The following is a 13,984-nucleotide window of genomic DNA, read 5'->3' as shown; positions in this document are numbered from 1 at the left end:
GGTGAGCTCAGGAAGGCGCGCACTCGTCGCCATCGCGCTGCCGCGACGCAGCCGCGCGGGCGTCGAGTGCCTTCCTTCCCTGCCGCAACGCGTTGACCAGATTCGGAACACGGAGGTTCCACTCGGCCTTGAGTTGCCAGTCGGGCATCCGCATCAATTCACCCCCGGCGGTGGCCACCTGGACCAGGCCGAGGTTGCTGGCCACCCCGCGCAGGGCGTGGGCGTGTTCGCGCAGCGGGTCCCAGGCCTGCGCTTCGCCGCTGGCCTGGATGCGCGCCACGCAGCCGTCCACATCGCTCAGGCATTGGGCGATGAACTGTTTCTCGAACCCATCCCCCATGCCCAGCGCGGCCAGCTCGTCGAGCACGGCCGGGTCCAGCGCGCCCACGGTCAGCGGTGCGGCCGGCACCGCCTGCAGGCCAGGTTCGGGCCGGGTATTGGCCGCGATGTCGGCCAGGATATCCAGTAGCCGCGTAGCCACCACCGGCTTGGCCAGGAAGGCCCGTGCGCCGGCCTGCTCGCAGCGCAGGATCGAGTCGGGGGTGACATCGGCGCTGAGCACCATCACCGGGAGGTAGGGCATGCCGCTGGCCTGCATCACGCGCAGTTGCTTGAGCAGATCCAGCCCGCTCATGCCGGGCATGTGCAGGTCCACGATCGCGGTATCGAAGTCGGCCTGTTCGAGCATGTCCAGCACCTGCTCGCCACCGTTCACGCAGAACACCTTGTGCCCGGCTTTCTCCAGCAGCCGCTGCAGCACCATGCGGTTGGCCTCGTGGTCATCGGCCACCAGCACGCGCATGCTGCGCACCCGTGCACGATGGCGCAGGAACGGGTTGGAGAAGGCGATGACGTTGCCGCCCTCGGTGGTTTCCCCCACCAGTACCGGCGTGGAGGCCACGTCCAGCGCGATCTCCACCCAGAACACGCTGCCGCGCGGTGCGTTGGGGCTGTAGCCGATCCGGCCGCCCATCGATTCGACCAGGCCCTTGGCGATGGACGTGCCCAGGCCGGTGCCCTCGTGGCGACGGGCCAGGCCCACGTCGGCCTGCTCGAAGGCATCGAACAAGCGGTCGCGCAGCACCGCCGGCACGCCGATGCCGCTGTCACCGATCTCGAAGCGCAGCGTCACCCGCCCGGCGCCCTGCCCGTCCAGCACCGAGACCCGCAACTGCACGAAACCTTCGTCGGTGAACTTGACCGCATTGCCCATCAGGTTGAGCAGGATCTGCTGCAGGTGGCCGGCGTCGCCGAACAACCGCGGCGGCACCACGTCGTCCACGACCACCCGGTAGTCCAGCGCCTTGGTCCGGGCCTGCGGGGTCAGGATCAGGTTGATCGCCTGGAGGACGTCGGCGAGCGCGAACTCATGCCGCTCCACGCGCACCTTGCCGGCCTCGATCGCGGAGATGTCCAGCACCTCCTCCACCAGCGCCAGCAGGCTGCGCGCCGAGGCCTGGATGGTGTTGAGGCACTCGCGCTGCTCTTCATCCAGGCGGGTGGTGGCCAGCACCTCGGTCATGCCGGCCAGGCCGTTGAGCGGGGTGCGGAACTCGTGGCTCATGTTGGCCAGGAAGCGGCTCTTGGCCTCGTTGGCCTGGCGCGCCTCGGCCACTGCCCGGGTCAGCGCATGCAGCAGCGAATCGAAGTACAACGGGATGGCGCCCAGGCCCAGCAGCAGGCCCCAGCCGAGGTAGCTGTGCTGCTGCCAATACGGGCTGAGCGTGACCGTGCACAGGAATGCCAGGCAACCCATCGCCGTCGCCACGCGCAGGTAGGTGCTGCCGTAGCGCATGCCGTTGCCGATGGTCACCCACAGGCACACCGCATACAGCGGCGCGGCCGGCTCGCCCTGGATGGACATGATCACGCCCATGCAGGAGTAGTCGGTGAGCATGCCGATCACCCGGCGCACGTGCGACACCCCGGGCCGGACCAGGATGCCGATCAGCAGGCCGGCCGAGATGGTCAGCTCGAAGGCCAGGATCAGCCAGGTGGCCAGCAGCGTGTCGCCGTCGGTCTCCAGGTAGCGCCAGCCGAGGTAGATGATGAACAACGCCGTGATGGCGATGCGGATCAGGTTCTGCGCGTGCTCGCTGTCCGGGCGCCCGGACAGGCGCTGCTTGAAGCGGGCCAGCAGATGGCGTCTGGGCGCGGCGCCGGAGACGGGTGCGTTCATGGGGGGTACTCGCGTGCGTCGGCGCAGCAGGGTCGAACAGAACATCGGCACGACCGCCAGGCCCAGCCACAGGAAGAAGGCCAGCCTGGCGTTGTCCATCCAGTACGGTGTCAGCAGCGTCGTAGCGCCGAAACTGAGCAGGGCCAACACCATCGCGGCAGTCAGGTAGTGGTTGCCGTAACGCAGGCCGTTGCCGACCGTCACCCACATCACCACCACGTACACCCAGGCCAGCGGCTCGCCCATCTGCACCATGCCGACCGCGATCAGGCCATAGTCGGCCAGCATGCCCAGCACGCGGCGCGGGTGCGAACGCTGCGGCCGCCACAGCAGCCAGCCGAACAGCAGCAGCGATGCGCCGAGCCCGGTCAGCGCCGTGGCCAGCACCGCCTGGTACTGGTCCAGCAGGTGGTTGCGTGCTCCGGCCAGCAGCACGTACACCAGGATCAACGAGATCATCGCGATCCTGACGATCGCCTGGTTGTGCTCCGTATCCGGACGTTGCGCCAACCGACGCTTCAGCCACGGGTACAGGGGTTGCATCTCACATCCCCGGTCGGGACGACGCAGTGGAATGCTGCGCGCAGATCTCATCGAGCTGCTCGCGGCCGCGCAGCAGCGCGTCCACGCAACGCGGGTCGAACAGGCGGCCACGCTGTGCATACAGGTAGGCCAGGGTCGCTTCCATCGTCCACGCTTCCTTGTACGGGCGCGGCGAAATCAGGGCGTCCAGCACGTCGGCCACCGCCACGATCCGCGCTTCCAGCGGGATCGCATCGCCGATCAGGCCATCGGGGTAGCCACTGCCATCGTAGCGTTCGTGGTGGCGCAGCGCGATCAGCGCGCCGACCTGGATGAACCGGTTCTGGCTGCCGCTCAGCAGCTCATAGCCGATCCGCGGGTGCCGGCGCATGATCGCCAGCTCCTCTTCGTTGAGCTTGCCCGGCTTGAGCAGCACCGCATCGGGAATGGCGATCTTGCCCATGTCGTGCAACGGGGCGGCCATCTCGATCAGCTTGCATTCTTCTTCCGGCAGCCCGAGCTGCTCGGCGATCAGCCCGGCCACGTGCGCCATGCGTTCCAGGTAGGCGCTGGTGCCGGCATCACGGAACTCGATCGCGCGCGCCAGCCGCGACAGGGTCTCGCGTTCGCGCTCTTCCACCTCGTGCATGCTGGCCAGCAGCCGCTGCTCCAGCGACAGCGCGCGTTGCTTGACGTTCTCCGACTGCTGGCGCAACTGCAACAGGTTGTAGCAGCGGGCGCGCAGCTCGCGCGGCCGGATCGGCTTGACCAGGAAATCGATCACGCCCGCTTCCAGCGCGGCCTGGCGGATCGGCTCGTCGCCGACCACGGTGATCAGGATGACCGGGATGTCGCGGTGCTTGGGCAACCGGCGGAAGCGGCGGGCGAACTCCAGCCCGTCCATCTCCGGCATGCGGTAGTCGAGCAGCAGCAGGTCCACCGGGTGCGACTCGCACCAGGCCAGCGCGGTGAGCGGATCGCCGAAGTCGTGCACGCTCAGTTCCGGCGCGATGTCCTCGATGACATGACGGAGCATGGTGCGCGCGGACGTCTGGTCGTCAACGATGACAATATTCAAGGATGCTTCCGCCGTCTTCCTGGACCACACTGGAACATGCTGCGGAAAGGATACTCCGCCACTTTGCACACTGGCACCTTGCATGGATCCGCCTCCCGTCGTGATCTGCCGGTTCATGATCGTGCTCATAGCGTGATGCGGATGTCATGCATCACCTGAACGATCCTCGCCTGGCCATCGCGCCCGGATACCGGGATGGCCACGCACGAAACCATACGCGCGCAGCCGCGGGAGCGGAACCCCGTCGCGGCTGCCCTTCCCCGGGCAGCCGGACCTACGTCTCAGTTTTCGGGACGCATATACGGGAACAGCAGGACATCACGAATCGAACTGCTGCCGGTCAGCAGCATCACCAGCCGGTCGATGCCGATACCCAGGCCGCCGGTCGGGGCCATGCCGTACTCCAGCGCACGGATGTAGTCGGCGTCGTAGTGCATGGCCTCGTCGTCGCCGCCTTCCTTGGCCGTCACCTGTGCCTGGAAGCGGGCCGCCTGGTCTTCCGGGTCGTTCAGCTCGGAGAAGCCGTTGGCCAGTTCCTTGCCGTTGATGAACAGCTCGAAGCGATCGGTATACCCCGGCTGGTCGTCGTTGGCCCGGGCCAGCGGGGAGACCTCGACCGGGTGGTCGGTGATGAAGGTCGGCTGCACCAGGGTGTGCTCGACGGTGGCTTCAAAGATCTCCAGCAGCAGCTTGCCCCAGCCGTAGGACGGCTTGATGCGGATCTTCAGGCGCTCGCAATGGGCGGCCAGCGCGTCGCGGTCGGTGCAGTCGGCGGCGCTGATCTCCGGGTTGTGGTGGCGCACCGCCTCGTCCATGCGCCAGCGGCGGAACGCCGGGGCCAGGTCGATCGTGGCGCCGTCCCACTCCACCGTCGTGGTGCCCAGCACCTTGCTGGCCACGTCGCGGATCACGCCTTCGGTCAGGTCCATCACCTCGGTGTACGTGGCGTAGGCCTCGTACAGCTCCATCATGGTGAATTCCGGGTTGTGCCGGGTGCTGACGCCTTCATTGCGGAAGTTGCGGTTGATCTCGTACACGCGCTCCAGGCCCCCCACGACCAGGCGCTTGAGGTACAGCTCCGGGGCCACGCGCAGGTACAGGTCCAGGTCCAGCGCGTTGTGGTGGGTGGTGAACGGCTTGGCCGTGGCGCCGCCGGGGATGTAATGCATCATCGGCGTTTCGACTTCCAGGAAGTCGCGGTTGTCCAGCCAGGCGCGCATGGCGCGGATGATCCGCGAGCGCTTGATGAAGACCTCGCGCGACTCCGGGGTCACGATCAGGTCGACGTAGCGCTGGCGGTAGCGCTGCTCCACGTCGGCCAGGCCGTGCCACTTGTCCGGCAGCGGGCGCAGCGACTTGGTCAGCAGGCGGATGCTGGTGGCCTTGACCGACAGCTCGCCGGTCTTGGTGCGGGTCAGGCCGCCTTCCACCGCGATGATGTCGCCCACGTCCCAGCCCTTGAAGGCGGTGTACGCATCGCCCAGGGTGCTGCCCTGCAGGAACAGCTGGATGCGGCCGGACTCGTCCTGGATCTGGGCGAAGCTGGCCTTGCCCATGACCCGCTTGGCCATCAGCCGGCCGGCCATCTTCACGTGGCGGTCGGCCGCTTCCAGCGCCTCGGCGGTCCACTGGTCGGCATCGGCGAATTCGGCCTGCAGGTTGCCGGCGAACTGCTCGCGACGGAAGTCGTTCGGGTAGGCGATGCCCTGCCCGCGCAGCGCGGTCAGTTTCGCGCGGCGCTCGGCGATGAGGCTGTTCTCGTCGACGGGGGGCTGCGGCGCGGGGGTCTGATCGTTCATGGCGTGGGTCTATGTATGGGGGGAGGTGCGAACCCCGCCATCATGCCGATGGACGGGGCAGAGTGCGAAATCCCCGGGCGGGCCCGGGGCGGGCGCATCGGGCCGCGCGCGGCGGCCCGACGGTCAGGCGTCGATGCGTTTGGAGCCCACGGCCAGGCCGGACTTCAGGCTGGCTTCGACGAATTCGTCGAGGTCGCCGTCCAGCACTTTCTGGGTGTCCGAGCGCTCGATGCCGGTGCGCAGGTCCTTGATCCGGCTCTGGTCGAGCACGTAATTGCGGATCTGGCTGCCCCAGCCGATGTCGGACTTGGTGGCTTCCACCGCATCGCGCTCGGCGTTGCGTTTCTGGATTTCCAGCTCGTACAGCTTGGCGGCCAGCATCTTCATCGCGTTGTCGCGGTTCTGGTGCTGGCTGCGGCCGGTCTGGCAGGCCACGACCGTGTTGGTCGGGATGTGGGTGATACGCACCGCCGACTCGGTCTTGTTGACGTGCTGGCCACCCGCGCCCGAGGACCGGTACACGTCGGTACGCAGGTCAGCCGGGTTGATGTCGATCTCGATGTTGTTGTCCACTTCCGGGGACACGAACACCGAGGTGAAGCTGGTGTGGCGGCGGTTGTCCGAGTCGAACGGCGACTTGCGCACCAGGCGGTGCACGCCGGTCTCGGTCTTCAGCCAGCCATACGCGTAATCGCCTTCCACGCGCAGCGTGGCCGACTTGATGCCGGCGACGTCGCCACCGGACACTTCCATCAGCTCGGTCTTCCAACCGCGCGATTCGCACCAGCGCAGGTACATGCGCAGCAGGATTTCGGCCCAGTCCTGGGCTTCGGTGCCGCCGGCACCGGCCTGGATGTCCACGAACGCCGGGGCGGTATCCATCTGGCCGGAGAACATGCGCTGGAATTCCAGCTGCTCCACGTGCTTCTGGTACTTGTCCAGGTCGGCGACCACGGCCAGGGCGGTATCTTCGTCCTGTTCGCTCTCAGCCAGTTCCAGCAGTTCGCCCGACTCGGACAGCCCGTCGAGGATGGTGGCGATGCCGCCGACCGTCTTCTCCAGGGTGGCGCGTTCGCGGCCAAGGTTCTGGGCGTACTCGGCGTTGTTCCAGATGTCTGGGTTTTCCAGTTCCCGGGTTACTTCTTCCAGACGCTCTTTCTTGGCGTCGTAGTCAAAGATACCCCCTGAGCGAGAGCACGCGATCGGTCAGATCGGTGATTCGCTGGCGCACGGGATTGAGCTCGATCATATCGGCGGTGTTGAAGGCTTGGGACAAGACCGGAATTGTAGCCCAGGCCGCCCGTTCATGCTGGCGTGGCCGCGCTGACCGGCGGCGTGCCGCCCTGCCCCAGCGCCGCCCGCAGCCCCGGCAGCTGGCGGCGACTGCACGGCACCGCAGTGCCATCGGCCAGGTGGGCGCGCGCCTCGCCGTTGTCCAGCGGCTCGATGGACACCAGAAAGCCCAGGTTGAGGACGTAGCTGCGGTGGATCCGGACGAACCGGGCCGGGTCCAGCCGGGCCTCCAGCGCGGCCATGGTGCTGCGCAGCGGGTAGTCGTGGCCGCGTACGTGCAGGTTCATGTAATTGCCCGCGGCCTGGGCGTATTCGATGTCGGCGGTCGCCACCAGGAAGTCGCGCCCCAGCTTGCGCACCAGGAACCGCTCCGGGCGATCGACCGGCTCCTCCGGCGGCACGTCCTCGGGCGCGACCAGCAGATGCGCCTCGCCCTGGCGGCGGCGCCCGAACCAGCTGAAGAAGTGCTCGAGCGCCACGAAGGTGAAGAACGCGCGCACGTCCTTGAGGTATTCGTACAGCAGCCGGGTGGGCCAACTGGAACCGTCCACGTAGTGCTCGCCCACGCTGGCGTAGGCCAGGTGGCGCAGGAGCATCATCCCCACTACGTGGACCAGCGACCACGCCACGCTGGCCAGCAGGTACAGCGGCAGTCGGCGCCGCCAGGTATCGGCGTGCAGCGGCCAGCGCTGGCAGCCCCACCACAGCAGGGGCAGCGTGAGCAGGATCAGCGTCGCGCTGCTCGCTTCCCAGACCAGCGGCTGCCAGAAGGCGAGCATCTCGCCGCGGCGCTGCGCGTCCATCACCTCGACCACCGCATTGGCCACGGCACTGCCGAGCAGGATCGCCATCCAGACCAGCAGGCGGCTGGCCGGGCGCCAGCGCACCGGCTTGGAAGTGACCATGGGGGTATCCACGCGAAAGGCCCGACAGGATGCGGCAGAAGTCCGATTCTAGCTGCCGCCATGCGTCCCCTGAACCCGTCATTGGTCACTGCCTGCCGGTTCGGGGCCGCCTTCGCCGCCGCTGCTGCCGCGGTGAGGGCAAGCCCCCGCATGCAGGCGCTACTTCACCTCGAACTCGCCCACCAGCACCGTGTCGGCGCGGTCCTTCAAGCGCATCGTGACCTGCTGGTCGCGCTGCCGGCGGGTGCCCCAATGCGTGCTCAGGCGCAGGCTCAGCGTGGTGGCACCGGTGACCAGCTGCTCGCGGCTGCCGAAGAAGTTCGCTTCCACCTTGTACTTGCCCGGCTTGGCATCGCGCAGCGAGAACTGCTCGGGACCGTAGCCGCCGGTGAAGTCCTGCGACATCTGCCCGCCCTGATAGGTGAGGCGGTTGCCGTAGTACGCGCGCTCGCCATTGGGATCGGTCACCCACAGGTCCATGTCGCTGTTGTCGCTGTCCCAGCTGAGGACCACCCGCAGGTCCAGCGGCATCGCCCGGCGCAGGCGCGGATCGACCACGCCCAGGTCCACGCGCTCGCGCACAGCCAGCGTGTTCAACTCGTCCAGGGCGATCAGCGCGATGCCGTCGAAGCGCCGGTCCCACGGGCGCTCCACCACTTCGTTGAGCATCGCCACGGCCGGCGCGTACTGCCCGCTGGCCTCCAGTGCGAGGCCGACGTCGCGGAAGCTCTGCGGTTCTTCCTCGCCCAGCCGCAGCACCTCGCGGAACACGGGCACGGCCAGCTCCGGCGCGCCGGCCTGCATCAGCCGGTAGCCAAGTACGCGCAGGACGTGGCGGTTCTCCAGCTGCATCTCGGCCAGGTTGGACAGCACCCGCAGCGCGAGGTCGCGCTGGCCCTTGGCCAGCAGCAGGTCGGCCACGTCCAGGTAGAAGGCGCTGCTGTCACTGTGCTGCGCGCGTTCGTCGAGGTAGGTGGCATAGAGCTGGGCCGGCGTGGCATCGCGCAGGCGGCGGGCATAGGCCGAATCCGGTGCCCACGGCGCCAGGCTGATGGCGATGGCACCGCGGTTGGCCGGGGCGACGGCGCGGGCGGCTGTCAGTTCCACCCCCTCGAGCTGGCGCCTGGCAGGGGCTGCCAGCGCCATCGGCGCACGCGGTGCGGGCGGCGACGGCGGGGTGACCCCGTCGTTGGCCAGGGCCTCCATCTGCGCCTGGGGTGCAGGCGCCGCGACCGCCACCGGCATCGTCATCGGCGCGGACTTTTCCAGGCCCTCGCTGCGTGCCGGGCGGTCCTTCGGCCAGCGCGTGTTCCACCAGCGCTCGCGGTCGGCGAACTGGCGTGCGATCTGGTCCAGGCGCTGGCGGCGCGCCTGCGTTTCATCGTCCAGCCGCAGCGCGTGCAGGCGGTCGTACTCGGCACGCCATGGGGCCGGCGCGCGGATGCCGTAGCGCAGGTAGTCGTCCAGCGACTCCAGGACCAGCAGTGAGGTATCCGCGCCGACGATGCCGAACTGCTGCGACAGCGTGCGGATGTCGGCGGCGTGGGCAACCGGATCGGCGGCATACGTGGCCAGCATCGCGTTGGCCCAGGCCTGCGCGACCAGCCCGCCGTCCAGCGCACGCGCCGAGCGCACCGCAATGCGCTCGCGATGCAGGCGACCGTCAGCCAGGCGCAGCGCGACGTCGATCTGGCCATCGTCGCGCTGTACGCGCCCGGTAATCCGCAACCAGCCCTGGTTGGCACTGCCGGCATCGGCGGTCAGTTGATCCACGCCGGTGCCGTGCAGCGCCGCGACCTCGGCCGGCTGCTGCAACAGCAGGGGCAGCGCCGCCGCAACGTCGGCCGACGTGGACAGCACCAGCGCCTGGCCGTGGTGGGCCTGGGTCCAGGCGCGCAGCCGCGCGACGTCGGTGCGTGCGCCGGCGCTGCTGAGTGCATACAGGCGCTGGTCGGCGCCCAGAGGCGGCAAGGCGGGCGCCCCGTAGTTGGACAGGCCGTCGCTGACCAGCAGGTACTCGGGGATGTCCGCACGCGGGGTCCATGCGGTCAACGCGCTGGCGCCATCCAGCGGCAGGCTGGCCAGGTGCGCACGCAGCGCGCTCCAGTCGCCGCCATGGATGCGGAAGCTGCGGCTGGGTTCGGCACGATCGCGCAGCACCGTGAGGGCCACCTCGCCCTCGCCGATCGCACGGAAGTAGCCCTCCAGCACCGCCAGTTCCGCATCGCGGTCGCGCTGGCGTGCCGAGCCGGAGGCGTCCCACAGCAGTCCGATGCGACGCGGCAGCGACCGCGGCGTGGCCTGCACCGGCAACGGCACCTGCGCCAGCAGGTAGCGCTGCCCGTCATGCAGCCCGGTCACCACGTCCGCCTGGCGCACCTGCGGCAACCGCCACTGGGCCTGCGCCGGCAGGGCATCGCCGGCGCCCTGCCACTGCGCCACGTAGGCACCGTCGCGGGCACGGAACTGCCACGGCAACGGCGTGCTGGGCACCGGCGCCCCGGTCCCGCTGGCGTCCATCCGGACGCTGACCTGCCCCGCCCCGCGGGCAAACTGCAGCGGCAGGTTCCAGCGCAGGCCCTGCGCATCCACCGGCAGCGTCTCCCGCAGGGTCAGCGCCACGCGACGACTGCCCTTGGCGGGGATCGGGTACACGCGCAGCTGGAACTGGTTGCCCGCGGTCTGCTCGAGCAGGCCCGGATCGACCCGGCGCCGCTCGATCGCCTCGAATACCTGCCGTCCCTGCGCCTTGGGCACCGGCACCGCGTCGCGCAGCGTGCCGTCGATATCCAGCGCGAAGCCCGCCACCTGCTGGCCATCGGCCAGCGGGAATTCCAGCTGGCCCTCCAGCACCCGCGCATTGGGATTATGGAACTCCATCTCGATGCGGGTCTCGCCCAGGCCCGCCACCACGTGGCTGTCCAGGCGCACCGTGCGCAGCTGCACCGGCCGCTCCGCCCCTGCCACCTGCAGCAGCGGCGCCGTTGCCGGCGGGCGCGGCGCCAGCGCCGGGCGCGCCTGCGCCATGCCCACCTGGCTTCCCAGCCACAGCATGCCGAGCATGCCGATCCCACGAAGTGCGCATTGCATGTGACGCTCCCGATCCGATGACAGCAGGTTGAACGGATCATGCGGGCAAACGGGGTTGAGGCAACGCAAGGCTTGGCGCGGGCATCGCCGTGGGCCAAGATGCCGCTCCCCCGAACCACGTCTACAAGGATGTCCCGATGCGCCCGACTGCCCTGCTGCCGCTGCTGCTGTTGGCCCCGGCCCTGGCTGCCCACGCCGCCCCCGCCACCAGCGGGCTGAGCTTCACCCACAATGACTGGACGCTGGCCTGCGACAACACCCGCACCTGCCGCGCGGCCGGCTACCAGAACGATGACGACGGCGACAACCCGCCGGTCTCGATCCTGCTCACCCGCCGCGCCGGCCCCGACCAGCCGGTCTCCGCCGAGCTGATGCTGGGCCAGTACGACGAGGTCACGCTGCCGAAGCAGCTGTCGCTGCAGATCAACGACGCCAAGCTCGGCGCGTTGAAGTACGCCGCCGCCGAGGGCACTGCGGAGCTGTCACCCGCGCAGGTGACGGCCCTGCTTGCCTCCCTGACCCGCAGCAGCCGCATCGTGCTGGTAGGCAACGACGGCAAGCGCTGGACCGTATCCGATCGCGGTGCTTCGGCGGTGCTGTTGAAGATGGACGAGTACCAGGGCCGGCTGGGCACGCCCGGCGCGCTGGCGCGCAAGGGCAAGAACCCCGAAAGCACGGTGCTGCCGGCCTTGCCGGTGCCGGTGGTGAGGCTGGTCAAGGCGGTGGCCACCCGCCCTGCCGACGAGGCGCTGGCCACCTCGGCCGCCCTGCGTGCGGCGCTGGCCGCGGCAACCTCGGCCGACGATTGCGAAGCGCTGCACCCGGGCGACGGCATGATCGCCAATGAAGGCCCGCAGGAGATCACCGTGCAGCGGCTGAGCGCGAGCAAGCTGCTGGTGTCCCAGGCCTGCTGGCGTGCGGCCTACAACACCGGCGACGGCTACTGGGTGGTCAACGACCGCGCGCCGTACCAGCCGACGCTGGTCACCACCTCCGCCGTGGCCGATGACACGGTGACCATCGAGGAAGGCCACAAGGGCCGTGGCCTGGGCGACTGCTGGTACACCGCCAGCTGGGCCTGGAACGGCACCGCGTTCGTGCGCACCGCGGTATCCAGCTCGGGCCTGTGCCGGCTGGTCTCGGCCGGCGGTCCGTGGGACCTGCCGACGCTGGTGACCAAGGTCCAGAAGTAAACCCCCACACCGGGCGCTGCGCGTTCGCCGCGCCGTGCCCCGGTGCAGCGCCGGGCGGCGTCAGGCATCGGCGCAATGCTCGATGATCAGCTGGATCGCCCCGCCGCCCCGGTAGTCATCGCTGACCAGCCGGTAGGCGATATGCACGTGGTTGGCCGGGGCGGTGCCCTTCCAGCCACTGAAGTGGATGGCGTTGAGCGGCTCGGCACGGCCGGGCACCCGCAGGCTGAGCTTGAGGTGCTTTTCCTTCAGCACCTGCCAGCGCGCCACCTGGAAGTGACCATCGAACAGCGGCTCGGGGAAGCCCTGCCCCCACGGGCCCGCCAGGCGCAGCGCCTCGGCATGCCGGAAGTCGAGTTCGGCGGGCGCCAGCTCGCCATCGCTCATCAACTGCTGCTGCAACGCGGCCGGGTCCATGCTCGCCGCGACCACCGCCACGAAAGCGCGTTGGAAGTCGTCCAGGCGCGCGTGCGGCAGGCTCAGGCCGGCCGCCATCGCGTGCCCACCGAACTTGTCGATCAGGCCCGGGTGCGCCGCGTTGACCAGCGCCAGTGCGTCGCGGATGTGGAAGCCGGGAATGGAACGGGCCGAGCCACGCAATGCGTCGCTGCCTGGTTCGGCGGGCGCGAAGGCGATCACCGGGCGATGCAGGCGGTCCTTCATTTTGGAGGCGACCAACCCAACCACGCCCGGGTGCCACTCGGCATCGAACAGGCACGCGGCGATCGGGCGTTCGCCTTCGGCGCGGAGCACCGCCCGCGACACCGCCAGTTCGGCATCGTCGGTCATCAACTGCTGCACGGCGCGGCGCTCGGCGTTGATCTGCTCCAGCGTCTGCGCGATGTCGCGGGCCTGGCTGCGGTCTTCGGTGAGCAGCAGCTCGATGCCCAGCGCCATGTCTTCCAGGCGGCCTGCGGCGTTGAGCCGTGGCCCCAGCGCGAAGCCGATATCGGTCGCGCTCAGCCGGGCCGGGTCGCGGCCGCTGGCCTCGATCAACGCCTGCAGGCCCACGCAGCCCTGCCCCGCACGCAGGCGGCGCAGGCCGGCGGCGACCAGCGCACGGTTGTTGGCATCCAGCGCCACCAGGTCGGCGACGGTACCGACGGCGACCAGGTCCAGCAGGGTCAGCAGGTCCGGCTCGGGGCCGGCGCCGAACGCACCCTGCCCGCGCAGGTGCCGGCGCAAGGCCATCAACACGTAGAAGATCACGCCGACGCCGGCCAGCGACTTGCTCGGGAACGCATCGCCATCGATGTTCGGGTCCACCAGCGCATCGGCCGGCGGCAACTGCTCGCCGGGCAGATGATGGTCGGTGACCAGCACCTTCCAGCCCAGCGCCTTGGCGGCGCGGACGCCCGCATGGCAGGCGATGCCGTGGTCGACGGTGACCAGCAGGCCGGGCTGCAGCGGGGCCAGGTCGGCCACCAGCGAGGGAGAGAGGCCGTAGCCGTGCAGCATGCGGTTGGGCACGGCATGGACCACGTCGCGCGCGCCGAGCATGCGCAACCCGCGCACGCCGACGGCGCAGGCGGTGGCGCCATCGCAGTCGAAATCGCCCACCACCAGGATCCGTTCGTCGTTGGCGATGGCCGTCGCCAGCAGTTCCACCGCCGCCTGCATGCTGCCCATCAGCTCCGGCGCATGCAGCTGGGCCAGCTTGGGGTGTGCCTGCGCGGCATCGGTGACACCGCGCGCGGCGTACAGGCGTTGCAGCAACGGGAGCATATCGGCGGGCCACGCCGTGGCGGCAGGCGCAAGCGGGCGGCGCTGGATCTGGGGCGTATCGGAAGAAGACAAGGCAGACTCGAATGGCGGGCGGAACGCCGAACAGGTGTCGACGCGCGCCATGATACCGGCTGCTGGCGGCGACCTGCCGCACACACGGGTCGGGTAGAGCCACCCCATGGGTGGCTGCGCGCGGCGCC

Annotated in this window: 8 protein-coding genes; 1 reads left to right on the top strand and 7 read right to left on the bottom strand. The window is 69.4% G+C overall.

All coding sequences use genetic code 11. The features are described from left to right. Positions 1-7: 7 nt before the first annotated feature. From M2421_RS00185 to M2421_RS00160, 6 genes are all read right to left on the bottom strand, one after another. Complete coding sequence (locus tag M2421_RS00185; protein ID WP_310439306.1) at positions 8-2,179, bottom strand: response regulator; 2,172 nt, start codon at positions 2,177-2,179, stop codon at positions 8-10. Between the two features lie 544 nt (positions 2,180-2,723). Further along, entirely contained in the window at positions 2,724-3,863 is a 1,140-nt protein-coding gene (locus M2421_RS00180; RefSeq protein WP_259202475.1) for a two-component system response regulator, read from the bottom strand. 197 nt (positions 3,864-4,060) lie between these two features. Continuing rightward, on the bottom strand, positions 4,061-5,578 hold the full coding sequence (gene lysS / locus M2421_RS00175) for a lysine--tRNA ligase (protein WP_259202474.1): 1,518 nt from the start codon (positions 5,576-5,578) through the stop codon (positions 4,061-4,063). A gap of 123 nt (positions 5,579-5,701) precedes the next feature. Further along, positions 5,702-6,827 (bottom strand): peptide chain release factor 2 gene (gene prfB / locus M2421_RS00170; RefSeq protein ID WP_259203508.1). Its coding sequence is split into 2 segments (ribosomal slippage): positions 5,702-6,751 and positions 6,753-6,827, totalling 1,125 coding nucleotides; the frame shifts between segments, so codons are not numbered across the junction. Between the two features lie 55 nt (positions 6,828-6,882). After that, a complete protein-coding gene (locus tag M2421_RS00165) occupies positions 6,883-7,776 on the bottom strand; it encodes a LytTR family DNA-binding domain-containing protein (protein WP_259202472.1) in 894 nt (297 codons plus the stop codon). 159 nt (positions 7,777-7,935) lie between these two features. After that, positions 7,936-10,866, bottom strand: coding sequence for a VIT domain-containing protein (locus M2421_RS00160; protein ID WP_259202470.1), 2,931 nt, complete (start codon positions 10,864-10,866; stop codon positions 7,936-7,938). Between the two features lie 137 nt (positions 10,867-11,003). On the opposite strand from M2421_RS00160, the gene M2421_RS00155 reads away from it, so the two are divergent. Further along, on the top strand, positions 11,004-12,059 hold the full coding sequence (locus tag M2421_RS00155; protein ID WP_259202468.1) for a DUF1176 domain-containing protein: 1,056 nt from the start codon (positions 11,004-11,006) through the stop codon (positions 12,057-12,059). 60 nt (positions 12,060-12,119) lie between these two features. Here the strand turns inward: M2421_RS00155 and recJ are convergent, their stop codons facing one another. Next, positions 12,120-13,907, bottom strand: coding sequence for a single-stranded-DNA-specific exonuclease RecJ (gene recJ / locus M2421_RS00150; RefSeq protein WP_259202467.1), 1,788 nt, complete (start codon positions 13,905-13,907; stop codon positions 12,120-12,122). Between the last annotated feature and the right edge of the window lie 77 nt (positions 13,908-13,984).

The organism is Stenotrophomonas sp. BIGb0135 (genome assembly GCF_024810105.1).
Lineage (GTDB): Bacteria > Pseudomonadota > Gammaproteobacteria > Xanthomonadales > Xanthomonadaceae > Stenotrophomonas > Stenotrophomonas maltophilia_AB.
The sequence above is the reverse complement of the archived record's forward strand: the minus strand, read 5'-3'. Positions and strand labels throughout refer to the sequence as shown.

What these genes read in the sequence shown, in the direction of transcription:
- M2421_RS00185 (WP_310439306.1), bottom strand. Translation starts at nt 2,179, where the DNA reads ATGAACGCACCCGTCTCCGGCGCCGCGCCCAGACGCCATCTGCTGGCC.
- M2421_RS00180 (WP_259202475.1), bottom strand. Translation starts at nt 3,863, where the DNA reads ATGCAAGGTGCCAGTGTGCAAAGTGGCGGAGTATCCTTTCCGCAGCAT.
- lysS (WP_259202474.1), bottom strand. Translation starts at nt 5,578, where the DNA reads ATGAACGATCAGACCCCCGCGCCGCAGCCCCCCGTCGACGAGAACAGC.
- M2421_RS00165 (WP_259202472.1), bottom strand. Translation starts at nt 7,776, where the DNA reads ATGGTCACTTCCAAGCCGGTGCGCTGGCGCCCGGCCAGCCGCCTGCTG.
- M2421_RS00160 (WP_259202470.1), bottom strand. Translation starts at nt 10,866, where the DNA reads ATGCAATGCGCACTTCGTGGGATCGGCATGCTCGGCATGCTGTGGCTG.
- M2421_RS00155 (WP_259202468.1), top strand. Translation starts at nt 11,004, where the DNA reads ATGCGCCCGACTGCCCTGCTGCCGCTGCTGCTGTTGGCCCCGGCCCTG.
- recJ (WP_259202467.1), bottom strand. Translation starts at nt 13,907, where the DNA reads ATGGCGCGCGTCGACACCTGTTCGGCGTTCCGCCCGCCATTCGAGTCT.